General features: G+C 46.2%; 25 protein-coding genes. 16 read left to right on the forward strand and 9 right to left on the reverse strand.

What is annotated here, in order from left to right:
- Positions 1-70: 70 nt before the first annotated feature.
- Positions 71-964, reverse strand: coding sequence for a LysR family transcriptional regulator (locus DC345_RS14055; protein WP_113053624.1), 894 nt, complete (start codon positions 962-964; stop codon positions 71-73).
- A gap of 184 nt (positions 965-1148) precedes the next feature.
- Between DC345_RS14055 and DC345_RS14060 the strand changes: the two genes are divergently transcribed.
- A complete protein-coding gene (locus DC345_RS14060; RefSeq protein ID WP_113053759.1) occupies positions 1149-1733 on the forward strand; it encodes an ankyrin repeat domain-containing protein in 585 nt (194 codons plus the stop codon).
- The gene (locus DC345_RS14065; RefSeq protein ID WP_113053625.1) at positions 1730-3076 is read left to right on the forward strand and encodes a uracil/xanthine transporter; all 1347 of its coding nucleotides are present in this window, start codon (positions 1730-1732) and stop codon (positions 3074-3076) included. Before DC345_RS14060 ends, DC345_RS14065 begins: the two co-directional genes overlap by 4 nt.
- A 67-nt stretch (positions 3077-3143) precedes the next feature.
- Here DC345_RS14065 and DC345_RS14070 read toward each other — a convergent pair whose 3' ends face one another.
- Complete coding sequence (locus DC345_RS14070) at positions 3144-3521, reverse strand: PilZ domain-containing protein (protein WP_113053626.1); 378 nt, start codon at positions 3519-3521, stop codon at positions 3144-3146.
- A 251-nt stretch (positions 3522-3772) separates the two neighbouring features.
- On the opposite strand from DC345_RS14070, the gene DC345_RS14075 reads away from it, so the two are divergent.
- The 8 genes from DC345_RS14075 to DC345_RS14110 all read left to right on the forward strand — a co-directional run bounded on the left by DC345_RS14075 (position 3773) and on the right by DC345_RS14110 (position 11567).
- A complete protein-coding gene (locus tag DC345_RS14075; RefSeq protein WP_113053627.1) occupies positions 3773-4222 on the forward strand; it encodes a DUF6386 family protein in 450 nt (149 codons plus the stop codon).
- A 38-nt stretch (positions 4223-4260) separates the two neighbouring features.
- A complete protein-coding gene (locus tag DC345_RS14080) occupies positions 4261-4884 on the forward strand; it encodes an SMI1/KNR4 family protein (RefSeq protein ID WP_113053628.1) in 624 nt (207 codons plus the stop codon).
- A gap of 38 nt (positions 4885-4922) precedes the next feature.
- Positions 4923-5249: a hypothetical protein gene (locus DC345_RS14085; RefSeq protein ID WP_113053629.1), complete on the forward strand. Its 327-nt coding sequence runs from the start codon at positions 4923-4925 to the stop codon at positions 5247-5249.
- Between the two features lie 140 nt (positions 5250-5389).
- A complete protein-coding gene (locus tag DC345_RS14090) occupies positions 5390-5938 on the forward strand; it encodes an RNA polymerase sigma factor (protein ID WP_254790176.1) in 549 nt (182 codons plus the stop codon).
- Complete coding sequence (locus tag DC345_RS14095) at positions 5928-7067, forward strand: DUF4179 domain-containing protein (RefSeq protein WP_113053630.1); 1140 nt, start codon at positions 5928-5930, stop codon at positions 7065-7067. Before DC345_RS14090 ends, DC345_RS14095 begins: the two co-directional genes overlap by 11 nt.
- A gap of 198 nt (positions 7068-7265) precedes the next feature.
- Positions 7266-8309 (forward strand): pectate lyase family protein, encoded by a 1044-nt coding sequence (locus DC345_RS14100; protein WP_113053631.1) that lies wholly within the window; start codon positions 7266-7268, stop codon positions 8307-8309.
- Positions 8310-8608: 299 nt separating this feature from the next.
- Positions 8609-10090 carry a methyl-accepting chemotaxis protein gene (locus DC345_RS14105; protein WP_113053632.1) on the forward strand — a complete coding sequence of 494 codons (1482 nt, stop codon included), beginning with the start codon at positions 8609-8611 and terminating at the stop codon, positions 10088-10090.
- Between the two features lie 253 nt (positions 10091-10343).
- Complete coding sequence (locus DC345_RS14110) at positions 10344-11567, forward strand: GNAT family N-acetyltransferase (RefSeq protein WP_113053760.1); 1224 nt, start codon at positions 10344-10346, stop codon at positions 11565-11567.
- A 129-nt stretch (positions 11568-11696) separates the two neighbouring features.
- On the opposite strand, the gene DC345_RS14115 is transcribed toward DC345_RS14110, so the two are convergent.
- Positions 11697-12062, reverse strand: a complete 366-nt coding sequence (locus tag DC345_RS14115; protein WP_113053633.1) for a VOC family protein — start codon at positions 12060-12062, stop codon at positions 11697-11699.
- Positions 12063-12235: 173 nt separating this feature from the next.
- Positions 12236-13882: an alkaline phosphatase gene (locus DC345_RS14120; protein ID WP_258530658.1), complete on the reverse strand. Its 1647-nt coding sequence runs from the start codon at positions 13880-13882 to the stop codon at positions 12236-12238.
- Positions 13883-14257: 375 nt separating this feature from the next.
- Here DC345_RS14120 and DC345_RS14125 point away from each other — a divergent pair, with 375 nt between their 5' ends.
- From DC345_RS14125 to DC345_RS14140, 4 genes are all read left to right on the forward strand, one after another.
- Positions 14258-15514: an amidohydrolase gene (locus DC345_RS14125; RefSeq protein ID WP_113053634.1), complete on the forward strand. Its 1257-nt coding sequence runs from the start codon at positions 14258-14260 to the stop codon at positions 15512-15514.
- A 173-nt stretch (positions 15515-15687) separates the two neighbouring features.
- Positions 15688-17322 carry a carboxylesterase/lipase family protein gene (locus DC345_RS14130; protein ID WP_113053762.1) on the forward strand — a complete coding sequence of 545 codons (1635 nt, stop codon included), beginning with the start codon at positions 15688-15690 and terminating at the stop codon, positions 17320-17322.
- A gap of 262 nt (positions 17323-17584) precedes the next feature.
- Positions 17585-18541: a helix-turn-helix transcriptional regulator gene (locus tag DC345_RS14135; protein ID WP_064636122.1), complete on the forward strand. Its 957-nt coding sequence runs from the start codon at positions 17585-17587 to the stop codon at positions 18539-18541.
- A gap of 110 nt (positions 18542-18651) precedes the next feature.
- Complete coding sequence (locus tag DC345_RS14140; protein WP_113053635.1) at positions 18652-19839, forward strand: MFS transporter; 1188 nt, start codon at positions 18652-18654, stop codon at positions 19837-19839.
- A gap of 5 nt (positions 19840-19844) precedes the next feature.
- On the opposite strand, the gene DC345_RS14145 is transcribed toward DC345_RS14140, so the two are convergent.
- From DC345_RS14145 to DC345_RS14155, 3 genes are read right to left on the reverse strand one after another with little or no spacing between them, the layout of a single operon-like run.
- Positions 19845-20501, reverse strand: coding sequence for an Imm50 family immunity protein (locus DC345_RS14145; protein ID WP_113053636.1), 657 nt, complete (start codon positions 20499-20501; stop codon positions 19845-19847).
- Positions 20502-20556: 55 nt separating this feature from the next.
- Entirely contained in the window at positions 20557-21114 is a 558-nt protein-coding gene (locus DC345_RS14150) for a DUF1697 domain-containing protein (RefSeq protein WP_113053637.1), read from the reverse strand.
- A gap of 34 nt (positions 21115-21148) precedes the next feature.
- Positions 21149-21799 (reverse strand): hypothetical protein, encoded by a 651-nt coding sequence (locus tag DC345_RS14155; protein ID WP_113053638.1) that lies wholly within the window; start codon positions 21797-21799, stop codon positions 21149-21151.
- A 364-nt stretch (positions 21800-22163) separates the two neighbouring features.
- Here DC345_RS14155 and DC345_RS14160 point away from each other — a divergent pair, with 364 nt between their 5' ends.
- Entirely contained in the window at positions 22164-23798 is a 1635-nt protein-coding gene (locus DC345_RS14160; protein WP_113053639.1) for a nucleoside hydrolase-like domain-containing protein, read from the forward strand.
- 104 nt (positions 23799-23902) lie between these two features.
- On the opposite strand, the gene DC345_RS14165 is transcribed toward DC345_RS14160, so the two are convergent.
- Positions 23903-24469, reverse strand: a complete 567-nt coding sequence (locus tag DC345_RS14165) for a TetR/AcrR family transcriptional regulator (RefSeq protein ID WP_113053640.1) — start codon at positions 24467-24469, stop codon at positions 23903-23905.
- Positions 24462-25679, reverse strand: a complete 1218-nt coding sequence (locus DC345_RS14170; RefSeq protein WP_113053641.1) for an MFS transporter — start codon at positions 25677-25679, stop codon at positions 24462-24464. The genes DC345_RS14165 and DC345_RS14170 overlap by 8 nt, the downstream gene beginning before the upstream one ends.
- A 217-nt stretch (positions 25680-25896) precedes the next feature.
- Here DC345_RS14170 and DC345_RS14175 point away from each other — a divergent pair, with 217 nt between their 5' ends.
- Positions 25897-26703 carry an alpha/beta fold hydrolase gene (locus tag DC345_RS14175; RefSeq protein WP_113053642.1) on the forward strand — a complete coding sequence of 269 codons (807 nt, stop codon included), beginning with the start codon at positions 25897-25899 and terminating at the stop codon, positions 26701-26703.
- The last annotated feature ends 26 nt before the right edge of the window (positions 26704-26729 follow it).

Genomic DNA, 26729 nt, shown 5'->3' on the forward strand with positions numbered 1-26729 from the left:
TGGATTCCGGCAAGGCTGCTGCTTTTTAGTATATATAGCGATATTCTTTATGGCTGATATCTACTGGAGGCTAAACCGAGCGAGAAGGCAGCAGCTCCTGAACCAATTGCACAAAGTGCTGCGCGGGCTTGGAAAGATGCCGATTGCGATGCCACACTAGCGCAGAATCTACAGCGGATTGCGCATCTAGAATACGATAGACATGAAACAGATGCTCATGATATAGCTGCAGAACCGTATGGGGCACGATGGAGCTTGCAAAGCCAAGTCGTACAAGCTCCAGCAACATGTTAATATCCGAGCATTCGCCCGCAATGGAAGGATTCACGTGATGCTCACGGAATTTCTGCAAGATCAGTTCGAACATCCCGAGTCCTTCTGTACTGGGAAGCAAGAGAGGGATATCGGCAAGCTTTTGAAAATAAATCCCGCTCTCATCCGCTGACCCCAGCGGTGCAGAGGAAATATAGAAGAGAGCTTCCTGTGGTAGATGCAGCACTTCATATTGCTCGGTTTTGACAGGCATTCGCACACAGGCAAGCTCGATTTTGCCTTCACCCAAGAGCTGGCAGAGCTGAGCAGATTCATTTTGCTGAATTTTATAGGTCACCTGGGGATGTGTTGTCCGAAACTGCTGGAGTGCCTGCGGGATCAAACGATCTGAAATGGTATTAATGCCAAGCGACAGTTTGCCCCGAATGCCATACCTGAAGCTCTGCATCTCCATGACGGCTTCTTCCATGTATTTGGTCATCGTAACCGCATAATCATAGAAGCTTCGACCTGCCTGTGTCAGCTCCATGCTACGTCCTTTGCGTTCAAACAAAGCCACGCCGAGTTCGTCTTCCATCAACTTGAGCTGCTGGCTTAAAGGAGGCTGAGCCATGTGTAATCTGCGCGCTGCCGCCGTGATCTGTCTCTCCTCGGCAATCGCGATGAAATAGCGACATTGTTTGATATCCACGTGTGTTCTCCTTATTTGAAGCGATATGATTTTCATATGGGAAACCAACAAAACATGTATTTTTAATATACTATTATCCTATGTTAACATACATAAGGTTTAAACACTTCAAATCACACATGTAGATTATGATGTATTGAATATATGCCGTGAGGATGACGACGAATTGGAGGGTGAAGGTGCGATGCTGAAAACAATACATGCAGCTGCTGAAGCTGGACAAACGGATGATGTGCTGCGGTTTATCGCACAAGGAACCAGAGTGAATGACCGGGATGTACGAGGACGGACACCTCTGATGGCTGCGGTACATGGCAACAAACCGGAGACGGCAAGCACACTTATTGAAGCGGGAGCCGATGTGAACATCCAGGATCAACGACTGGACAACATGCTGCTGTATGCCAGTGCGGAAGGTTTGCGTAAAATGGTCGAACTGGCGATAAAAGCAGGTGCCGATACCCGGCTTACGAATAGGTTTGGAGGCACAGCTCTGATTCCTGCTTCAGATCGAGGTCATGTCGATATTGTGGAAATCCTTCTGAAATGCACGGATGTGGATGTGAACCATATCAACAATCTGGGCTGGACAGCTTTGCTGGAAGCGGTCATTCTGGGGGATGGTGGCACTCGTCATCAGCAGATCGTAGCATTGCTTTTGCAACATGGTGCGGATCGCCTCATTACAGACCGGGACGGCATTACTGCACTTGCGCATGCCCGGAGGCATCATTATAAGGAAATGGAGCGAATGTTAACTCAATCATGAACAGACATCAAGAGCAATCTTTGCAAAATCATATAAAGGGTGCGTCATCGCTTGCATTGGCAGGCATTCAGTGGTTCTTCTTTCTGTTTACCAACACTGTTGTGGTGCCGTTATCCATCGGACATAATTTTCAGCTTTCACCGGAGGCTATTGCTGCGTCGATGCAGCATGCCTTTTTGCTTACTGGGGCTGTGTGTATATTACAGGCTTTCTTTGGACACCGTTATGCCGTGATGGATGGTCCCTCGGGATTATGGTGGGGGCTGACACTGAGCTTAACGGCCTCGGCTTCATCGGCAGGTATGAGTTTGGAACGCATCGGGGGAGGATTGGCTGCGGGTTTTCTGTTAGCGGGTCTGACAATGATGATCCTTGGCGGACTTGGAGCGGCGCATGTACTTCAGAAGCTGTTCACACCAATGGTCAAGAGTGCGATGTTATTCCTGATGACGATTCAGTTGACCATGAATTTCTTCAAAGGCATGATTGGATATACCGAGTTCGGCAATTTTAACCTGCCTGTAGCGGCGTTGTCCGTTGCCATTGCATTTCTTGTGGCTTTGATCCAGCTTAAAGGAAAAGGCAAGCTTGGTAACTACTCCATCCTGATTGGCATTGTGACGGGATGGATTGCCTATAGTTTTGTATTCCCTGGACAGCATGCAGGAGCATCAGGTCATCAGGATTTAAACCTGTTTTCCTGGTTTCCGTGGGGGACGCCGAAGTGGGAGCCAGGTATTGTCATCACAGCTTTTTTTGTTGGGCTGGTAAATATGACAAATTCCATCACCACGTTAAGCTCCGTCGAAAAAATATATGGAGTACACACGTCCAGCCAACAATATAAACGATCGTACATGCTCACGGGATTGTTCACCATGTTATCTGCATGTGTAGGTGTGCTGCCGTTCGGATTATTTGCCTCTTCGATTGGTTTTCTGGAGAGCACCCGTATTCTGAAACGGGCTGCGTTTGTTGTTGGAGCAGGCATGTTATGTATATTGGGGCTGACGCCTTCTGTGACAGCCTTTTTCGCACAAATCCCTCCCAGTGTAGGGAGTGCTGTGCTATTTGTAGCCTATCTGCAAATGTTTGGTACAGCCCTAAGAACACTTGAAGGTACCACTTTTAATTCCAAAACAATATATCGTGTGGCACTGCCAGTTCTTACAGGTGTTGCTGTAATGAATATCCCTGCTGAAGCCTTTCAGGCTCTGCCCATGTATCTCATTCCGATCATTAGCAATGGGCTGGTCATTGGGGTTGTGGTGTCACTTTTGCTCGAGACCACAGTGGATTGGTCCAAGATGGACAATACTACGACTGCGACCAAGGCGGCCTGAATATCTAAAATATTGAAACAGTCCGGTTTACCGGGCTGTTTTTTTTGTTAGGTTGGTGCTTCCCAGGTTACTTCACCATAATTTTGCCTTGCCCCGCAAGCATCCTCATTTCTCTGGATAAACGCTCATGATTGCCTTGCTGGATCTCCAGCTGTACGCCGTAGTGCCATCGGTTATTCTCTTCTTTGCCCCAGCGTAGCGTTCCTTCCAAATACAAGGGGTCTTCAAAAAGCAGCAAGTTCATGCCGATTCGGATGTTATTGGACTCCACATGCAGATTTAACGGGAAAGAAAGCTGACAGCCGGATCGGCTGATATCGCATAATTCCGCTTGAATGGGTTTAAGTGGTGCAGAGGCGCCGTTAATGCTGAGTATAAAAATTTCGAACGTTATCGGTTCTTTTAAAGTATAGCGAAAAGGTTCTCTTCTAAGGTTGATAGCCATGGTTTCCTCCACAAAATCAAAAAAAGTCAGTTATCATTATATCGTCATTTTTGCTAAAAAAATGAAGAGATTAAGCTTGTTTGCTAATACCTTCAATTTTCTACAGGTGCAGAAGGATCACGGATAGCCCTGAGGTTCCTTTAACCCTAGTGTACGGCTTGATATAATGGTTGGATATGGTTCGGATTTCTCACCTGGATCAGTTGGGAAAGGAACGGGTGTTTATTTTGAATAAGGAAGTGAGATATAGAATGAACGGGAAATTTCAGGTATTCACGGATACGGCAGCATTGTGCCTGTATGATCTGGCGGCGCTAAAACATCGTGTTGAAGATACACCGGACTGGTGGTCTATTGCAGAGGATGAACTGAACGAGGTAAATGCAGGCAACTGTTTGTTTCTGAATCTGGGTGAAGATGGACAGTATGAGGTGACATGGAGTCTGGATGATGCGGGGAAGGAACTGGAGAATGCACAGGTATACCATCTACGTGTCCCTTCCGGTAACGTGTATCTGGGAGCTGCCGATGATGTAAGTGGGGGCGAGCTAGAACCCGATGAGTCTTGCGGCGGTGTGTTTCTCCAGATGCAGCCCGGAAATTATGCGTGCGCGATATCGAGGGACAACAACCAAATATGGATTACCATCAAACCCAGTCTGCAAAGCGAAAATAGTTTGAATGACTTGATCCGTATCTGACGTTATAGGTACGACGCGATGGAAGGAGGACTACAGACATGCACAATCCCCAGTTGGAACGTATACAGGAAAAGTTGAACAAACTCCAGACTCTGGACCCGGAGCGGAATCTGTTTGGGGCAGAGAATCATCAATATGAGATGGCTCCGGTATGGACATTGGACGAAATTAAAGCTTTTGAACAGAAATGGAAGATAGAGCTACCCGAAGAGTATCAAGCTTTTTTGCTTGTGATTGGAAGTGGTGGTGCAGGTCCTTATTATGGGCTGGAAAAGCCGGAGAACGGCATATATTTGGTTATGGATTATGATGATGAGTTGAATGCAATTTCTGAGCCGTTTCCACATGTGGAATCCTGGAATTGGGATGTTGACTGGTACGACGACAGCAAAGAAGAGGACGAGTGGGCAGCGCTTGAACATGAGTATTATGATCCGAAATGGTCGGCAGGGATGCTGCGAATCAGCGATTTTGGCTGCGGCGTGTCGCTTAATCTGATTGTGAAGGGATTGTCCTACGGAGAGATCTGGACCGATGATCGTGCGAACAGTAATGGAATTTATCCGGATCATTATATGGGCAACACGGAGCGGCTGGGTTTTCTCGACTGGTATGAATTGTGGCTGGACCGCTCGATCAATGAATTGAATGAGCAAGAGTAGTAGCCTTTAGCTAACTTTTAGATTAAAGGAGGTACCATGTGGGCTGGGAATATGGCATCAGAACAACAAATCCTGTCATTTTACCTCGGATCGTGAAGCGACTGGCGGATTCCTTAACTTTCTCTGACTTGTATAAGCTGGAGCATTATGAAGATGGGTTTGCGTTAATTCAGGAGGGTTCATCCTGGCCTGAAGCTCTACAAGTCTCGATTGAAGTGGCATCGGAAATGAATAAGATTGTAGAGGGAGAGTTATACATATATTGTCTGTTTCATGTAGGAGGTGAATTCGCGGCAAACTGGCTGAAACAGATGGAAGAGGCTACGAATCAGGATGACAATGAGCTGGAATGGTTTGAACTTTAAATAATGATGCTGAAATCAATACAAGAGCTTCCTCCTCAGAATTAGGCGGGGCTTTTTTGTGATGGAAAATAAATAAAAAACGGTTTGGCTTGTTCATCCGTCTTAAACCACAGAAAGAGAGAGAAGGAGGGGATTGCGGGGTGGAAACCAAAGCCGAGATGAAGAAGATGCTGTTTGTGCAGAGCGAAGACGAGACGGCATTTGTCCAATCCATCATGGAGCATCAGGACACGCTGATCTCCATAGCCTACAGTTACCTGCGTAATCGTCACGATGCGCTCGAAGCGGTGCAGGAGATGACATGCCGGGCCTGGATCAAGCGTCGCTCTCTGAAAAATGAGAAGGCATTCAAATCATGGATTATTCGTATTTTGATCTACGTGTGCATTGATGAACAAAGACGTCGCAAACGGGCCACACCACTGCCTAGCGAAGGGTTGGAAGAGGCGATATCCGAGTCTGGCAGTGCAGAATGCAGCGACAACAGACTTGCGATGTGGTCCATGCTTGAGAAAATCAAACCCAAATACCGCCATGTTTTACTGCTGAAATACTATAATGACATGACGTCGATTGAGATTGCCTCCATTCTCGGCAAACCGGAGGGCACCATCAAGACCTGGCAGCATAAAGGGTTGGAATTGTTACGGAAACAGATGAAGAACAGGGGGGATTGGCATGACAACTAGTCCGGAGGAACAGGCACTTTTCGCAGATGCTTCCGAGGTTAAGCTGGAGAGACAGCAATTGAATCCGGCGGACACGGCCTTTGCCATTCAGCGAGGTCTGGCAAAGGCAAGAACTCGGCGAATGAAAGGTCATGTGCAATTAAAGTGGATTACGGCGGTGCTCGTAACAGCTCTGGCAGCAGGTTGGCTGCTAATGGGTACACTTGGTCCTACACCACAACAGGCAATGTACAGCCCGCCCGCACAGAATTGGGGAGTTCTTGAACCTTTTCGGGAGTTGGCAGGAAAAGATGTAGACGGCAACACAATTATATCGGCAATTAACAATGGTTATGTGCAGCTCGTGAATCGTTCTGTGAAATCAGGAATATATCAGTTAACCATCAATGCAGTGATGGCGGATGCAAACAAAATGATCGTATTGTACACAGCCCAGACGGATGCTTCCCAGGAGATATATTCGGTTCCCAAAACGAGTATGGTCAATGGCATGACGAACCAATCGCTTGGCAATGGCGGTATAAGCAGCCTGTATAGCTCCAATGGAAAGTATACACTTTATGGACGTAGCACCGTTGAAATGGATGAGAATACACCGCTTCCTGGACAAGTGAAGTTCAATTTTCGCATTTCATCTGTAGTTCCTGTTCTGCTGACTGACGCGAATAAGGTTAAAAAAGATACCAAATACCAATTTTCGAAACCGATGGAAGTGAGCTTCGATCTGGACCCTAAATTTTCGGTGCCTAAGACCGAGAAGATCAAACTTAATCAGTTATTTACGATTGGGGGTCATGAGGTATTGTTATCTGAAGCAGAGGTATCGCCACTTGTGACACGGGTAAGATTTATCTATGAACCTAATCAAAATATTGATTATAAAACCAAACTCTCCGTCAGTGATGTGGTTAATCCTACCGAGATTGTATCCACCACCAAGAACGGGCAGAAAACCAAGTTGTCCAGTGTGTCAGGTAATGGGACGGATGACGGGATGATCTATTCCTTCAGTAGTAATCTGCTGGATGACCCACAATCTCTGGTATTACAACTTCGCGGTGAACCGGGCAAAGTTTACGATGATTTGCAGGAAGCGGAGAAACATAAGCTGGAACTGAAAATCAAATAGGATTCAGAGGAAGGACGATATAAAGTCATGGTTTTTGCAGATGACTTTGTATCGTCTATTCATTTTTCTTATACGGGGACTGCTGTTGCAAAAAAATAAAAATAATGGTTGAATTGCATTTTTTGTATTGTCACATCCGATGTTACACGATATAATCTACTTGTCTTGCAGGATAAAATTATAAAGGATGGTGAAATTTTGAAGAAATTTTCAATTCTTTTACTCGCTGTAACCCTGTTATTGTTGACAGTCTCCACGGCACCTGCTACATATGGTGCGGCCAGTTATCCCAACACAGGCACGAATGGTTTAACGGGTTTTGCCGGTAACGCCAAAAATGAGAGTGGTGTATCCAAATCAGCCACGACAGGTGGCAAGAACGGTCAGGTTGTCTACGTCAGCAATCTGAATGATTTGCGAACGCATATGGCAGGCTCAACTGCCAAGATTGTAGTTATTGAACAAAATATTTCTTCCTCTACGTTGCAAAAAGTCGAATTTGGATCGAATAAAACGTTGATAGGTTCCTTTGATAAACACACACTGACAAACATTCATTTCAGATCGACGTCCAGCTCAAGCAATGTCATTTTTCAGAATCTGACTTTTGAACACGCTTCCAATATTAATGCTAACGACGATATCCAGATGTATATTACTTCAGGCTCCAACTACTGGATCGATCACGTGACGTTTTCCGGCCATAGCTACAGCTCGAGCGGCAGTGATCTGGACAAGCTGCTGTATATTGGAGATCGCGCAGATTATATTACGATCAGCAATTCCAAATTTGCGAACCACAAATACGGAATAATTCTCGGATATCCGAATGATGGCAACAGCAGCTATAATGGTGTACCTCATGTAACCATGGCAAATAACTATTTTGAAAACCTTTATGTACGTGGTCCTGGTCTCATGAGATACGGTTATTTCCATATCAAAAACAATTACGCCAATAACTTTAACCAGGCCATTACCATTGGCGAGAAAGCTCGCATTTATTCTGAAAATAATTATTTTGGTGCGGGCGCTGAAAAAGGCGGCATTCTGGATGATAAAGGAAACGGGGAATTTACGGATACAGGCAGTACACCTGCATTAAACAGTCCATCATCTCCTCAAACGAGTTGGAGACCAAGCACCAACTACAGCTATGAAGTGCAGACAGCCAGTTATGCCCGCGAGTTTGTCACCAAGTATGCAGGTTCGTCTAACAACACACTTGTGTTCGGAAAATAAAAGGTAGCTGACCACCTTAACATGTGAAAGCCCGTATCCTTGATGCGGGTTTTTACTATGGAGAAAACCAAATAAAATATCTGAAATATTAGTACATATTATATTCCTTCATATATTAAAAATTTATAATAAAAATCCGATATACATTAAGTGTGTTTTCATGTTTATGAAGACCTAATGTACTATAACAAAGCCCTAGGATTTTGCAATTTAATCATAAGCAAGGACCATAGACTGATAAAAGATAGTACAGAAATGTTTCACCATCGTATTTAATTGATGAAAAGGACGGGAAATTCATGAATCGTTATGATGAAATCATCTGGAGAAGGAACAAGCTAATCTGTATCATCCTGTGGGTTATTGTTGCCATCGGTTTTGGTATGGCCTTTCTCGCACCCAAGTTACTTGTTTCGAATGGAGTAGCAATTTTATTTACAGGTTGGGTAACGTACGCCAATATCAAAAAGAAGTATATTCATGTGATTCCGTGGCTTTGTACACTCCTGATTACAATCTGTGGCGTCTATGCAGGCTGGGGAAGTGTTAACATCACTTTAAGTCTGGTCATCACTTCAGTATTGTTGCTCTATCCCGATAAAAAACTGTTCACAACCGGATTTCTTGTACTGCTTGCTATTAGTATTCTTCAGGTTGTTCTAGTGGAAACAAAGAGCTCTGAGGAGTTTATTGGCCATATTGTTGATGTAGGCTTGTTTGCACTGACCGGAGCCATTCTGATGATGGTTTCCCAGTTGAATCAAAGACTCTTTTGGGATAGCGAAGCACGTTGGCAAGAGGTGGAGCATTCCAAAATGAGAGTGGAAACGATGCTTGTAAGGGTCAAAGAATCTGTAGAGGGCCTATCTCGTTATACGGACCAACTGAAGCAAAAAGTAACCGACACCGGCTCCATTACACATGAAGTGACGCTTGGATTCAGTGAAGTGGCCAAAGGCGTTGAATTTCAAGCTACTAGTGTGGCTGAAATTTCAGAGTCCTTGTCCTTGTCGGACCAGCATATTCGAGATGTTGCTGCCTACTCACTTCAGATGAAAGAACTGTCAGCCAGCATGGCAACGAGCACGAAAACAGGCAGTACACAAATGGATCATCTGAATGTTCAGATGCAGGAGCTGTATGAAACGATTAATACCACAGCCGATGATATGAGTAAGTTTAACGAGGAAAGTGAGTCCATGTCGCTAATGCTGAACAGCATCTCGGATATAGCGAACCAGACGAATCTGCTTGCGCTCAATGCAGCAATTGAAGCAGCTCGTGCAGGTGAACATGGACGCGGGTTTGCAGTTGTATCGGAGGAAGTTCGCAAACTGGCGGAGCACTCCGGTCATTCGGCCAGCGATATTGCTGCTATTTTGTCCCGTTTGAGAGGACAGACACAGGCGTTGACGGATCGATTTGAGCGCATTCGGCTTGCTTTGGAAGCAGGAAAAGACAGTGTGCAAACGGCAGAAGAAGTTTTCCGTACGATCAACAGCAATTCTCAGCAAGTATTGAATCAGGCCGCAGATATCGAGAGCAGTTCGGTCACCATGAGAGAATCCTCTACGAGAGTGGTTAATGAGGTTTCGGAGATCTCAAGTGTGACCCAGCAATCGAGTGCTGCTACGGAAGAAATTCTTGCCAGTATGGAAGAACAGCGCAATCTGACCCAGAAGATGGTGGACAGCTTCGGAGAACTGGAGCAGCTGATTGTGGACCTGAACGAGTTGGTATCGGATAAGAACGAAGTAGGTTCTGCAACGGGTACGCTGTAAAATACTTAGGCTGCAGTTAGCCTGCTGCATCGGAGTTACCTGATTACACCAATTATATATTCAAAGTTCAGTTACTGAGCCTGTCTCCAACCATGAAATGGAGGCAGGCTTGGTTGTTTTTAGATGGCTTATCCCTCTGCCCGGTTTCAATGAAACGATTGTGGATGTTCATCCAGGCCCACTATAATGGGAGGAATAGGAATATGCAAAAGCAATTGATGATAGGAAGTTTGGGTAATTGGAGGAGCAGAACGTGAAGAATGCAGTAATGGAAAAAAGGACGGATAGCGGCGATCGTACAGATCCAGCAACGAATAAAAATTGCGGTAGTCGCATTCGATTCTATGATCGGAACTCGGTTGAAGATATGGACTGGCCCAATACGGAGGATGGCAGATATGCAAGAGCATATTTGGAACCCATGATGTTGCAAGGGACGCAGGGCTTCATGGTAAACGTAAGCACAACCCTGCTCATCGCCCGGATCGACGATCTTGTGCTTCCGTTGACGGTAAATGATACAGAGTATGAAAATTCTTACGTTTGTTCTCCTTATACGCATTATGTGCGGTATGCCAAGCAGGAGTTGATGCTGCTTCGGAAACCGTTGCTGGAGAAGGGGCTTTCCGTGCTGCTCAGTGCGGTGGGTTGGGGAATGCGACAATCACAAATAAACAAAGTTGTACATATCAACAACTGGCTGTTATCAACAAACCTGTACCCAGCTATGTCCGGTGAGCAGGCGGTTTGTCTGCTTGCAGCTGTAAGGGAACGTTATCCTGAGCATGCTGTCTTATTTCGCTCCTTGTGCCCCGAGCTTCACTCTGATCTGACGGAAAAGCTGAAGCAAGCAGGATCTCTGCTGATCCCGAGCCGGCAAATCTATCTGTTCCGGGCGAATGATCCGAATTTTGGCAATGCGAAGTCGCGCTGGCTGCTGAAGAGAGATTATGAATTGTTGACCAAGCATGGATATGAATTCGTTTCCGAAGCGGATCTGACGGAGAAAGATATTCCACGAATTGCGGAACTGTACAAGCTGCTGTACCTTGATAAATACTCTTATGATAATCCGCAATTCAGTGAACAGTTCATTGCTACAGCAAAAGCTTCGGGAGCGCTGAGTTTGTATGGTCTGCGGAAAGAAGGGCGTATCGATGCGGTTATGGGATACTTCTGTCGAAATGGGGTAATGACAACACCGTTGTTCGGTTACGATACGGCCCTCCCCCAGTCTATCGGGCTGTACCGTATGCTGTCAGCTTGCCTGATTGGACAGGCCCGTGAGAACGGTCATCTGCTGCATGAGAGTGCTGGTGCTGCGCAGTTCAAACGCAACCGTGGCGCTGTGTCGGATTTTGAGTATTCTGCCGTGTATGAGCGCCATCTGCCAATGAGAAGACGCTGGTGCTGGCTGCTGCTTGAACGACTTTTGAATCGCGTGGGTGTACCGCTGATGCGTCGGATGAAGCTGTAAACTTGCACAACTGCGTGTTGACGCCGTCCTATGTGGGGTGCGCGTGCAGGTTTGGCTCCGCACACAGCAGGTCAGTCATCGTGAAACGTACACTTATTTTGATTCGCCTCAAACATAATTGTGCCTTAATCAGGTATGTTCGGCCAACTGAACTTCGAAGCCATCTGGATCGGCAATGTAGATAAACCGCAGATGCGGATTGGGCTGGACGGGACCTCGTACAATCGGGATGCCTAATGCGGCGAGCTGCTCCATGGCTTCGTTCAGTGAACTTACCTCATAGCCGATCGAAACACCGGTCTCTGACTTGAGTGTGGTTTCGCTGCCCTCAATCAGTTCCAACTTCGTTTCATTTTCCAGTCCCAGCATGGCAATCTGCCGCCCCCGGCTTTCGAATCTGCGCTGAATCGGCAGCCCGAGCATTTCGTGGTAGAAGCGGAGTGATGCTTCCAGATCGCGTACACGCAGTGTGATCCAGTTTAATCTGATCAACATAATGAGTCTCTCCTTTTTTGCGTCATATTCATCAACGTCATGCTTATTATACGATAAGCTTGTGCGTGGGCCTATCATACCACGTTACCTTTAAAAGTGAATTCGAAAAAACCGCCCAAGAATATTCCTGGGCAGTTTGGTTAAGAGTGCCGTTTAATGAGCGGGCACTTTTTTTATTGAATCAGATCAATTGCATCCTGTGGCACAAAAGTTTCTACGCCATTGTAGACAATAACCCCATCCAGAGTTGTCTTTTTACCATTAACGAGTGCGATATTTTTGTAGATTTGCAGTTCAAGCTTGGTGTTACCTTTTGTTACGAGGATCTTCGGATTTTTGGCATCCGTCAGGTCCAGCTTGTACGTTGCACCTTTGGCAGTAAAAGCCTGTTTGGCAGGGACAAATAATTGTTTACTAACGCTATCGAGGTCAAGGTCCAGCACACGTGCCATGTATTTGGCCACATCCGTGTTGTCGATAACACCGAAAGGTCGATCATTATTCGGAGCGTACGTATACAGCACAACATCTCCACCCGTATGTCCGCCAGTGGTCCAGCCGATGCCGGAACGTTTGCTGATCATCGGTCCAACCGTATAATTGAGGCTTCCCGGGCTTGCCGCTTTAATGGCCGCGATTTCCTCGGAAGTCAGGTCGGTAATGCCATAGTATTGCTTCATCACGGCTTTGATATTGGTGCGTTTGGCATCCAGCTTGGATTCCAGACCTTCGCCTGTCAGCTTGGCCTTTTTCAGAGGTCCGATAAATGTGGACAACGGCTCTTTGTCGTAAGTACCTGTAGTTGAGGCATTGCCGATCGTCAATCCACCGTTCTGGTGGTCCGTGACAGCGACAACGACGGTTTCTTGATCTTTTTTGGCAAAATCCATGGCTACTTTGACAGCATCATCGAATGCCAGCACATCACTGATAATGCCGATTGGATCGTTGGCATGTGCTGCCCAGTCGACCTTGCTGCCTTCAACCATCAGGAAGAAACCATCTTCATCTTTGGACAGAACTTCGATCGCTTTAGTTGTCATCTCGGCGAGACTTGGCTGTTTAGATGGATCACGATCCATATTGTAAGCCATGCCTGCCGGGGCAAACATGCCCCACAGCTTGCCTGAAGTGGAAGCTTTCATCGCTGCCGGAGTAGTCACATAATCGTAGCCCAGTGCTTTGATGGATGAGACCAGATTTTCGCCATCTTTGCGTCCCGCAGGCTCCAAATAACTGCTTCCTCCACCGAGAACCACGTCCATACCGTTATAGACCTGCTGTTTGCTCAATGCATCATAATTTTTGCGATCCGGATAATGGGCTGAGAAGTCCGCTGGTGTGGCGTGCATAATTTCAGATGTCGCAATGATTCCAGTTGCTTTGCCTGCCAGTCTGGATGCTTCCAGAATCGAAGCGACCGGTTTTTTGGCATCCCCCGGGGCGATGGCTTTTTGTCCAGGCATTGTTGCTTTATCCGGCAGCACTCCGACATAACCTGTATGTGATTTGTGACCTGTAGCAAAGGCTGTTCCCGCAGGAGCCGAGTCCGCAATCGGCGCATCCGCAGAGTGTGTACGAACCATGCCACTAGCCATGGAGTCGAGTGTAAGAGAGGAACCTTTGTACCAGCGAGCCAAAGCTGTTGCATCGTTCGCCATACCGTCCGGGATCAGGATGATTACATTTTTGATCGGTGAAGCAGATGAGGTGGTGTCTTCCACAGCCCATGCTGCACTACTGCCTCCCAGCGTAGCTGTAACAATGGTCGTAACCGCGAGCATCATTTTGGCGGCACGGGTATTGAATCGATTGAACATGAATACATCCTCCTAATGATATGTATAGTTTGGTATCCAAAACCAGTGTATACAATCAATGATAAATGAGCGTATGTACTCGATTAACTAAATGTAAATTTTACGATTAGAGAAAGGCAGCTGGATAGGTACTGAATATTCGTCATCTCATTATGGTGGAGACCAGTTGCTTCAATGAGCCAGCACTTCTCTCTTGACGGAATGGGGATAGGACAGCAGATATCCAGCAAGGAGCTTTCAATCAGTATGGGCTGGTCGTGAAGCACGTTTGCATAAGAATCACAAACAGGATTAGCGACCTATGGCATAGAATTCGTATTGTATAAGGTATATGCAGGATGAAATAGAGAGCTTGATGAGAGAGGTGAGGTGACCATGATTGATATTATTGCGCTTCGACGAGACCTTCACGAACATCCAGAGCTGGGATTCACTGAATTCCGTACGGCTGCCAAAGTCGTGCAGATGTTAACGGAACTGGGGTACCGTGTGACCTATGGAAAAGATGCGATTGATGACAAATCGCGGCGAGGTCTGCCAAAGCCTGAAGTGTTGGACGATGCATATCAGCGTGCCCTCGATGAAGGAGCAGATCCAGCGATTGTGCACCAGATGCGAGGGGGATTCACGGCGGTTGTCGCTGAGTTACAAGGAGAAATGGAAGGACCAACAACTGCGTTCCGCTTTGATATGGATGCACTTCCGATCCGAGAGAGCAAGTCGGACAAGCATATACCACAGATGGGGCAATTCCGCTCCAGTCATGAAGGCATTATGCACGCTTGCGCACACGACGCACACACTGCCATTGGGCTTGCTCTTGCAGAACGTTTGAGTAATCGGAAGTTCGCCGGGAAGATCCGTCTGTTGTTCCAGCCTGCTGAAGAAGGTGTGCGTGGTGCGCATGCCATGGTCGAAAAAGGCATGCTGGAACAGGTGGACCGTCTGTTCTGCATACATCTGGGTACAGGTGTGCCATCTGGTCATATCAGAGGGGCGTCTACTGGATTCCTGGCAACGACCAAGCTGGAAGCCCATTTTACAGGTGTGTCTTCTCATGCCGGATCTACACCGGAGGAAGGACGGAATGCTTTGCTTGGAGCCTCTACAGCACTCCTTAATATTCATGCGCTGCCTCGGTTTAGCACGGCAGATACACGCATTAATGTGGGTATTCTTGAAGGCGGAACAGGGGCCAATATTATTCCCGAGCACGCACGGATGGTGATTGAAACCCGTTCAACGACAGAAGAAACGAATCGTGAGCTGGAGCGACGAGTGCGTCAGATCATCGAGCACAGCGCGGCGATGCATGAGTTAAGCTCTACGGTTGAAGTCATCGGCGGTGCAGTTCCTATTCGCTGTGATATGGAGCTTGCAGAGCTTGCTGTGCAGCAAACTGAAGGCATCGCAGGATTTACCCATGCGCAGGCTATCTCGGACGGTGCTTCACTCGGAAGTGAGGATGCCAGTTACATGATTCGGCGCGTACAGGAACAAGGTGGGAAAGCTACGTATATGATTATTGGCAGCGAGCTGCCTGCTCCGCATCACCATCCTGAATTCGATATTGACGAAGCCGTGTTGGCTCCTGCGGTGGAACTGCTGGAGAGATTGGCACGAACACACTAGAAGGATATATCTGCAACCAAGGAGAGGTTTTGACTTACATATCGGTCAAGGAGGTGAACGCGCTTCAAGGCAGGAGCACGAGCGAACGTACCAATCGCCAGTTGGCTGAGGCGACTGCATAAGCGTTGCAGGCGCAGCTCAAAAATGGCGGCGGGACCTTGGAGCAGAGCTGGATGAAACATAAACAGGATCAGGGGTTCAAACCTCAAACATTGCAGCAGACGAAATATGGAGCCATTGACGGCAAAACCTATGAACAATACGGTACGCTCGGCTGGCTAGGCGTTCCTTATGCAGCACCTCCGGTAGGTGAATTACGCTGGAAAGCGCCGCGTGAACCGGATTCATGGACAGGCACTCGAACAACCAAGGAATTTGCTGCGAGCAGCTTGCAGTTATCCGGCGAAACGATAGCCGGAAGTGAAGACTCACTGTATCTCAATATTTGGCGTCCGAATACAACCCGTTCGAAGCTTCCGATTATGGTGTTTTTGCACGGCGGCGGGAATATGACCGGATCAGGTAAGGATTTTCAGGGTGAACAGCTTGCACGTAACACGAATAGCATTATCTTATCGGTCAACTATCGTTTGGGAGCTCTTGGGTTCTTTCGAAACGCGGCATTGAAAACCGGAAATGCTCTTGATGATTCGGGCAACTATGGCTTGCTTGATGCATTCCGTGCACTGCAGTGGGTACAGGATAATATCGAGGGCTTTGGCGGAGATACAGGAAATGTTACGTTGGCCGGGCAGTCGGCAGGAGCACGTAATGTTCTGGCAGCGTTAATCTCTCCTCTAAGCAAAGGGTTATTTCAGAAAGCAGCTGCTTTCAGTGGTGGCCTGACCAAGGCTGCACCGGAGGAAGGGGAGCAAAAATCCGAGGATGCACTTGTGAAATTGCTTCTGGAAGAGGGAAAAGTGACCTCTATCGAACATGCGAGAACATGGATCGGTAAGCAGTCTCAGGCACAGATGGCGAGTTATTTGCGTGAGTTGCCTGCAGATAAACTGGTGACTGCATATGGTTCAACGGCAATTCGTATGCAGCCATTCCCACATTTGTTCCATGACGGGACAGTCATTCCAAAAGAAGGCTTTGATGCCATCAACAGCGGTAATTATGCACAAGTGCCTGTTTTGCTCGGCAGTTTGGAAACCGAGTTTTCCAGCTTTGCCTTTGGTGATCCAAACTTTGTACTTTCCATTCAAGATGAAACTCTGTTTACAGATGAAACCAAGGCCAAAGAGTATAACGCAGCTCTGAAATACGGCAGTGAGGCTTATGCAGGCTTCAATGCAGAGCGGGTAGCTGAACGCCTGACGAGTGAAGTGGGACGGCCACCTGTATATGCCTATCGTTTTGCATGGGGCACACAACCTGGGGTCATTTCCGAAAGACTGCAAACATTAATGGGCGCGCCGCATGGCGCGGATATGGACTTTTACACAGGACACACAGACGGTGTCGCCGCCCTTTTCCCTGAAGGTTATTTTAGTGAACAAAACAAACCTGGCCGTGAGGCATTGTCTGCCGCGATGGCAGCATACTTGAAGCAATTCCTCTATACAGGCAACCCGGGTCGTGGTGGATCATCAGAACGGGCTGAATGGACACCTTGGACCAAAGATGCCGGAGCACCAATCATGCGCTTGGACGCAAGCAATACTACCGCAGTGATTGGCATGTCTACACAATATAATGGAGGCAAGGATGCCGTAATAGCTAAAATGAAAAAAGAATTGCCAGACGAGACATACAAGTTGCTGACGGAGCAGGTATTTGCCGGACGTTTTTTCTGGGAATAAGGACGGGATTAAGCTATGCGAAAGGACACGAGAGGATGATCTCTCGTGTCCTTTTTTAGTTAAAGGCGTATCTCTTTATTTTCAACCTGAACATTCGATTTCGACAGGTGGTTTATGGTTCATTTTCGGTTTGAAGTGTAGTGATCTTCGTCATGGGGCTGGTCTAAAAGCAGAAATTGAGGTAGAATTATTGAGAATTATTCTCAATTAAATGAATCTCTTTCTGAAAGTTAAGATCAAGTTATAGACGAGGTGAGAACATATGGGTTTCGATTCGTTAGCTGTCGTATACCAGCATTACTTAACGCAGGAACCATTCAGTCAGCAAGATGAAAATACGTACCTGCTCTCTGCTAAAGCGGGCAGTGGCAATATAAAAAGAGTAACCACGTATAGTGGTATCGAAATTGTGTATTCTCAGATTAAATATAGTGAACCGTGCTCTACGTTCTTTGCGTCCAATATTCCCATCATTGAGCTTCAATTCGCATTGTCAGGTGCGCGTTACGTAGATATATCTGGTCAGGAATATACGCTGGCCACTGGGCAGGGAGCACTCATTATGATGCGTGATTTTGAAGCCTGGTTTCATCCACCTGCACTGGAGAATTATACTTCTTTTGCTATCGGAATTCCTATCTCATTGTTTAATTATGCGGGCGCTCAATTGGCAACGAGCCAGTCCATTCGGTTTCAGGACATTTTAGGACATTGTGTGTTCAAACCGATCATATTTCAGCTGGATCACAGAATTCGAACGATGATTGACAGTCTGATTGGGGAATTGAACAACCCTTATAGATCTTCCTTAATGATGGAAGCGACCGCATTGGAGATATTGAATCGGTTTATGATCCAGCTATTTGATCTGGCACCTATCCCTTCGGGATTTTCCAGAGAGGATATACGGAAGTTGCATACTGCCCGAGAGATTATGGAGGCATGCATGGTGGACCCTCCGTCCCTGCTGGCGTTGTCCAAACAGGTGGGTCTAAACGATTTTAAATTGAAAAAAGGATTCAAGGCGTTATTCGGCACTACCGTATTTGAATATTTGCGCCAGATTCGTCTGGATAACGCCATGAAATTGCTGCGCAGCCAGCAGAACAACGTTACTGAGGCAGCGATAGCAGTTGGTTACAGCAATATCAGTGCCTTTTCCCAGCAATTCTATCGCAAATTCGGCGTGAAGCCATCGGAAATGAAAAAAATATATTAATAATCCGTCTAACCGTTAATTGTTCCGTATGGAGGCAGTCGACACTCTCTCAGCCTTGTATACTCCAGGTACAGTGGATACTGTACTGAAAAATAAAGGAGTGTATGAGCGTGAACAGAATTAGAGGAAGTATCTTTTTTAGCGTATTTGCAGCCATGTTGGGTCTTATGCTTATTGCTCCCATTATGCCGCCGCTTATTCGTGAGCTGGGGATGAAAGAAAGTCATTCCGGGCTAATTATTTCACTCGGGTCCATCGCCATGGCTGTGATGGGTCCGGTATGGGGCAGATTCAGTGATCTGAAAGGCAGAAAACCCATCATATTGATTGGATTCATAGGCATGTCCATAAGCTGTGCGTTGTTTGCATTGGCGATGTATAGTGGATTAAATGCGTGGATCGGAGGGGGCCTGCTGTTAACTCTCCTGATTGTAACGCGGAGCTTGATTGGTATGTTCATCCCGGCAGTGTTATCCTCTTCTCAGGCATATATGGGAGATGTGACGGAAGGAGAAGAGCGGGGAAGTGGGATGGCGATTATTAGTGCCGCCAATGGGCTGGGACTTGTATTTGGTCCTGCGATAGCAGGTGCTTTTACGATTATCGGTCTGCTGTGGCCGCTTTATTTTGGTATTTTTATTGCGGTAGCGGCGTTTATTATCGCTTTGTTGCTCATTCCTGCTGCCCAACCGGTCATTCAGGAGAAAGCGCCCAAGGTTAACCCGCTCCAACGCGGTTTGCGTATGTATCTTGCTGCCGGGTTGGTTACAATGATTGGTATTATGACGTTACAGGTTGTGGGTGGATTTTATTTTCAGGATCAGCTCGCATTATCTCCAGGAGCTACAGCCAGAATGGTCTCATTCGGACTCATGTTCTCCGGAGCTGCAATGCTGATTATGCAGGTAATTCAGATGAAGTGGTTGAAATGGCAGCCGCGGCCAATGATTTTGCTCGGGTCCCTTTTTCTGCTCACAAGCATGGTTTTGTTTCTGATTTCCAGTCAATTGGTAGCCTATTATCTCTCATTCTTCCTGTTCGGCATGGGTTCGGGTCTGATGATGCCTGGTTTCATGGCGGGAGCTTCTCTTTCGGTCAGCAAAGAACAGCAGGGTGGCGCAGCCGGATTGGTTGCAGCGATTCAGGGCATATCTGCCGTGATTACCCCTTTACTGACAACAACGCTGTATCAGGTGGATAAACATATTCCCTTCATGCTGGTAGCCCTGTTGGTTCTCGTCATGGGTGCAGTCATGCTGGGGGTGAGGAAAAATCAAACCCATTCCGTTGCCGGGTAATGTTATTAACCTAACTGAACCACAACTTTGCGGCATAGAAATGTCGCTGCGAATCCGGTCATTGCGTCCAGTTGCACGCCAATCTGTTCACCTTCGTAAGCGAAGCTGAGCTGCAAGCAGACATTTCTTTCCTCGGCGGGAGAGATGTTCTTAAACTGCACATCTTCAAAATTAAAGTCGAGGGGCTGTTCCAACCCGTCTGTGGAAGTATGAGTAATCGTCAGGGACAGATGTTCATACCTAGCGCCTTGATCCGCATTTTCCAGCTTCACATTTGTTAGTTCATCGTAGTGAAAGGGTGGGAAGAACCCCAACGTATCGATTACGTTCTGGGCACCTTCAATGGAATTAAGTGGTGAGAAGACCATTTCAAACTGCCAGGCTTCCACCAATCGTGACTCATACTGGGGATTTGTGTACAGCAGGATCGAATCAGGTCCGCATTCTATTGCCATTCCAATAAATGCGGCCCAGTCTGCTGTTCCAACCTCACCAACAGTTATCAAAATCTGATCTTGAGCATGCAGCCTTAATTCGCAGTCTGTATTGAAGTGTACTCGGAAGGTGGGTACCTTCACCTGCCATCCCGTATTCGGGGCAAAATAAAATTCCTCCCGCTCCACAGATTTTATGCTAACGTTCCATGCCGGCTCCTGATTCATGCAATCCCCTCCGAATAAGCTTTGAAAACTGGCAAGACACTTCACTTGGCCCTGATCATCTCTCAGCTGCAGCTTGCATCAGCTTGTAAATCTGGCGGGTCGTGTTCACGTTCCGGACCGTCATATATTTGTAGACCTTGGAGCCTATGAGCTTGTTCATACCACTTTTGGTGACAAGTTCTTTACTGACGGAATATAAAATAGCTCCGGGAACATATAGCAATGTGCCGATCTCCGGTTTGATGGGCAGTTTGTCCAGAACTGAAGCATCATTCACTTCATCCCAGAGGAACATGACATCACTTTTGGCCGTGGCATCATTCGTCCAGTCCTCCGGTAGTGCTTGAATAACAGTTCGGACTTCATCCAGATTACGTACCATCACTTTGATCTGTAAGCCAAAATCGACAGCTATGGCTTGTTCAAGAATTTGGGATAATTCCGTATTCGCATCCACGCGTTCCTGATGATCGGCAAAGACAATATTGCCTGAGTTGATATATGTCACCACATCCAGCAAGCCAGCTTGCTCAAAGGTTTCTTTTAACTGTTTCATATTGACTTTGTTATTCCCGCCCACATTAATGCCCCGAAGCAAAGCAACATAAATCATGATTCAATCCTCCGTAACTTGTGATCCTTTACTTTTAACGAAATGACAAATATTCGAAAAAATGTGCAGTATGCTCTACTCCAAGTAAATCATTCAATATAGGTTCGACATGCTCCAAATATTCGGGTTTGGTTTCATAAGTTTCCTCGTCCTTCAATTCCCCGTCATAGGCCCGTGCAGCTTCAATCAGGATGGCGAGTGCATTGAAAAAGTCTGTTAATGAATCGGCAATAAGCTGAGGTTCTTCACCTGCAAAAGCAGCATATACCGGTGAATGCGGTACAGCTGTATCCACAATCAATGGATCATCATTAAAATTCGCGATGACAACATGATTTTTTTGCCAAGAGGCTGACTCCTCATAAGGTTCGTTCATTCCGATCCAGCGGTGCCCCAGTTGTTGACGATAGAGATGTTCAGGTGCAACAAAGAAGATTAGAGCTGCATCACCGATCTCGACAGCTGCACTTTTCATTTTGAGTGTGCCTTTGGCCTGTTCATCCATCATCTCGTACTGGCTGTACAGATATTGCAGCTCTGGAGAGAGCGGGATTCGTTCGTCCACTTCCGGCTGGCGATGTTGTTCACGAGGACGAAGATCATGATTTTTGAAAAGTCCATAAGCTTCATTATATAAATCTTGCTGCTCCACAAAACGGATTAGGGCTGCCTTCAGTTGTTCCATCGGTGTCTGATTCCTCCTTGTGTTAGGCTTATTTTCAAGTGGTTACATACACTCATAATCATAAGAATTATCATATATCAAAATGGTGAAATCTACACCCTGTGGTTATATAAATTGAACTAAAGAAGCAGTAATATTGAATGCGTTTACAGTAAACTAAGATTATGCTATACTTTTTCTCAAATGAGGATTGTTACTGCTTTGGCAGGCAAAACCTGAATGTCGATATGCGTGGACTCTGTCCAACTCATATTGATGTTTGGGTTTTTTTGCATTTTATGGACCATATTAAGTAGCAGGCTAACATCGCAGACATTCCCAAAAACACATCGCGTGGAACACAAGAAAGGGGAACAACACGAACATGAGTACTAGAAAATGGTTAAATGTTTTGGCCGCTGGCTGCCTCAGTGTGATTCTGATTGTCAGTGGATGCGCATCCAAAACACCGCAATCGGCTACTGAAACACCGAACAAGACAGCAGAACAGGAACAAAATGAACCTACAGAAACTTCAAATCAGTCCGCAACCAAAGCCAGAACGGTGATTACTACCGATGGTGAAGTGGATGATATGAACTCGGTTATTCGTTTTCTATTATACTCCAATGAAATGGATCTTGCGGGCATTGTACTGACCAGTTCAGTGTATCATTATGCAGGGGATGAGGAAGCAGGAATCAAACCTTTCCGCTGGACAGGTACGCAGTGGGTGTATGATATGATTGATGCCTATGGTGAGATTTATCCCAATTTGTCCCAACATGCAGAGGGATATCCGGAGCCGGAACAGCTTCGCAAGATGACCAAAATCGGTAATATCACTGACAAAGGTGAGATGGTGAAAGAAACGGAAGGTTCCGAATTTCTCCAGACGCTTTTCCTCGACGATGATTCCAGAGATCTGATTGTGCAGACCTGGGGCGGTACGAATACAACAGCCAGAGCATTGAAATCGATTGAAGAACAATATAAGGATACGGCGGAGTGGGAAACGATTCGCAAAAAAGTCAGTGATAAACTGGTGTTATACATTATCCTCGATCAGGATGACAGCTATAATGACTATATTGCAAAAAATTGGCCGGACATTCGTATTCTGAACGACCAATCGAACTTCTGGCATTTTGCCTATGCGTGGAAATTCCATACAGAGGAAGTCAACAGTAAGCTGCATGGCGACTGGATGATTAAAAACATTCTGGATGGTCATGGCAAGTTGTTGGATATGTATGCATCCATGGGTGATGGCAAAATGATTGAAGGCGAGCTGGACGAAGAGCAGCGCGGTAGTGCTGAATATCTGAAGAAAAATCCGCAATATGATAAATACGATTTTATCTCTGAGGGTGATTCTCCATCCTTCTTCTATCTGATCGACAATGGCCTGCGCAGTATGGAAGACCCTTCTTACGGTGGTTGGGGTGGACGCTTCGGTGTAGTAAATGAAAAGCTGTTCAGGAACAACGTTCTTGACTACGATCCGTATACCAAACGTTATGAGGCTGAATACTCTCTGATGAGATGGTTTGACGATATTCAGAATGATTTTGCTGCTCGTGCCGATTGGGCCGTCACGGATACGTATGAAGGAGCCAATCATAATCCGTCATTAACAATTAAGGAAGGATTGGACCTGTCCGTCAGTCCGGGTGAGAAAGTAATCCTTCATGCAGAAGGCCAAGACCCGGATGGGGATCAACTGACTTACAAATGGTGGAGATATTTTGAAGCAGATACGTACAAAGATTCCAACGTCCAGGAGGAGAAAGTCCAGCCTGAGATGGCGGGAGACTTGCAGCTTGGATTGCATCGTGAACTGGCAAAGGGTGAGAAGCTGAATACAATACAATTAGAGGACAGCGATACCAATGCTGTAACGTTCACGGTACCTGACGATGCCAAATCGGGCGATACCATTCATATCGTAGCGGAAGTACAGGATGATGGGGAGCACCAGTTGAAGCATTATCAACGTGTGATATTGACTGTAAAATGAAACAAAACAAAGAGGAGCGGTTCCCAAAAAGTATAAACTTGGGGAGATGCTCCTCTTTGGTTTCACGTCAATCATTCACCAAAAGGTGTACCTGGTCCTGGTGCTCAGCGCTGCTGGATACCTGACCAGAAAACATTCCAGGTGATCGCCAAAGCCTGCTCGTAGGATTGTCTTGTCTCATACACAAGCTGCACATCAAGACCATCCATAAGCGTTACGAAGGCTAAAGTTGCTTCTTCTGGACTTAAACGGATATCTGGATGTCTCGCGAAAACTTCTGCAAGCTCTTCCTTCAACGTGCCCAGATATGAACGGTACTGAGCCAGCACAAAATCATGGACCTCTAGTGGAGTAATAAAAGACAATATATACATAAAGGCCACATTCGGGTTGGTCAGGAACCGATTTTTGTGTTCAATTAAAAAGGCATGCAGTTGCTGCTCCAAAGGCTGTGCAGTCTCTTTTTGAAAGAACTGTTTTACGAATTGTTGTTCCTCCTGAACTACTTCCTCATATATTTCGATCAGCAGAGCTTTTTTTGTTGGAAAATGATAAGCAAGCGATTGCTTGCGAATGCCTGCTTCTTCGGCAATCTGGGCCATTTTGGTCCCTTCATAACCGTGGCGGTTGAAATGTTGGATGGCGATTTCTTTAATTCTTCTTTTACTCAAGGTTTACCTCCAGTTGGTTGGCTTGATCTCTCATCCGCTGTCTCCGTGAGTATACCAAAAATAATAATAGATATACCACAAAGACACCTATGGCAATATGATACACCATTGTATAGGAAAAAGCAGAAGCCATCATACCAAGCACGAGCGACCCGCCGCCAATACCAAGATCGAAGAAGTTGAAGAAGGAGGCCATGGCATTCTCGTGTTCATGTTCATCGACGAGATTTACACACCAGGTCTGAATGGCTGGGAAAATGGCACCAAAACCAAAACCGTACAGCGCCCCGGCGAGCAGGAAATGTACTTCATTCTGGGCTACTGTTAGCATAAACAGTCCAGCGATTGCAAATCCGGCTGATGGCAGCAATACCGAGCCTGGCCCTAACCGATCAAACATTTTCCCAGAGAATAATCGAACTGCAAAGCTGGCTATCGCCACGATAAAGAAAAACCAGGCTACATTCTCAAAACCACGTTCTGAGGCAAACAAAGCCACAAATGACATGATGGAACCAGCAGCTATGCCTACCAACATGATCAGGAGGGAAGGAAATAATACTTTTTTCTCGATTAGCTTGACTGTAGCAACGGGGAGCTCCGTTCTTTGATTGCCTTGGACCGGCTTTGGTTTTCGGGATACAAATACCGCCATCAGAAGGGCTAACAGCAATATGCACATCCCTCCCACAAAAAGACTTTGATAATTGTATCTGAACAACAGGCTGGTTCCAACCAGTGGTCCAATGGATATAGCTACGGTCTCACCCACTCCGAAATATCCCATGCCTTCCCCGCGTCGTTCTTTCGGCATGTTCTCCGTAGCAATCGTTGCGAAAAATGTTGTCGCCAAACCAAAGCCAAAACCGTGAATGACTCGTAACACAAGAATCATCCATATACCTGACGAGAGGTAGTATGCTCCAGTGCTTAAAGCACAGATTGCTATGCCGATAATCAGAAGATATTTTTTGTCCATTCTTGTGGCCAATACTGCTGTAAATGGCCTTACCAGGATGGCAGAGAACATAAAAATACCTGTGACAAGTCCGATTTGGGAAGCTTCTCCTCCTAGGGATGAAACGAATAAAGGCAGAGTGGGAAGCAGCATTTCAAAAGCCATAAACAAAAATGCATTAGCCAGCATAATAAAAATAAAGGATCTTCCCCACAATTTCTGAGGCAAATGGTTATCGGTCAGAGTGTTCATCGTCTTCCTCCGCAATATAATCTCTGTCGCGCGACATGTTTATCTGATTTTATCTGACGATAGTCAGATTGTAAAGATCTAAAAATAATTCTGTACGATGTCTATCTGTACCTTCCGAGATGAGGAAATTAATATTTTCTATCCATATCCCAGCATTTTCCGATATAATAACCAGATAGACAATACAAAAGGATACTACCTCAGAGAGGTGATTGTTGTGGCGATTGATGTACTTGTACGCAATAACGTGAAGGTGCTCGGTTCTGGCAGTCAAACGATTGTTTTTGCCCATGGTTTTGGATGTGATCAGGATATGTGGCGTTATATCGTTCCGAGCTTCATGGATAATTATCGTGTCGTTTTATTTGATTATGTAGGCTCTGGCCAATCTCAAATTAACTATTATGATGCTGAAAAATATAGCAGTCTGCGAGGATATGCACAGGATGTGCTGGAGATTATGGAAGCGCTCGAATTGAGAGACGCCATATTTGTTGGGCATTCTGTCAGCAGCATGATTGGCATGCTCGCTTCCATCGAAGCATCCAACTATTTTAGACATATTGTTATGCTCGGGCCTTCCCCGCGTTATGTAAACGATCTTCCGGGTTATTATGGCGGTTTTGATCGGCGTGACATTGATGAACTGCTGGAAATGATGCAGATGAACTTCATAGGTTGGGCCAGCTATCTCGCTCCGATTGTTATGCAGAATCAGGAACGGAAAGAGCTGACGGATGAGTTGGAAAAAAGCTTTTGTTCGAGAGATCCGCATATTGCCAGACAATTTGCGGAAGTGACGTTTTTCTCGGATTGTAGGGATGAATTGGAGCGCGCCTCGGTACCTACGCTCATTCTTCAATGCTCAGATGACAGCATTGCGCCTGTTGAAGTGGGGCATTACTTGCATACACATCTGAAGAACAGCAGACTTCAACAGATGACGGCCAAGGGACATTATCCACATTTGAGTCAGCCTGAAGAGACAAGCCGCTTCATTATAGACTATTTGCAGAGCGTGTAAATAAAATGAGAGGAAAGGCAATTATT

This window comes from Paenibacillus taichungensis (assembly GCF_003287275.1).
Lineage (GTDB): Bacteria > Bacillota > Bacilli > Paenibacillales > Paenibacillaceae > Paenibacillus > Paenibacillus taichungensis_A.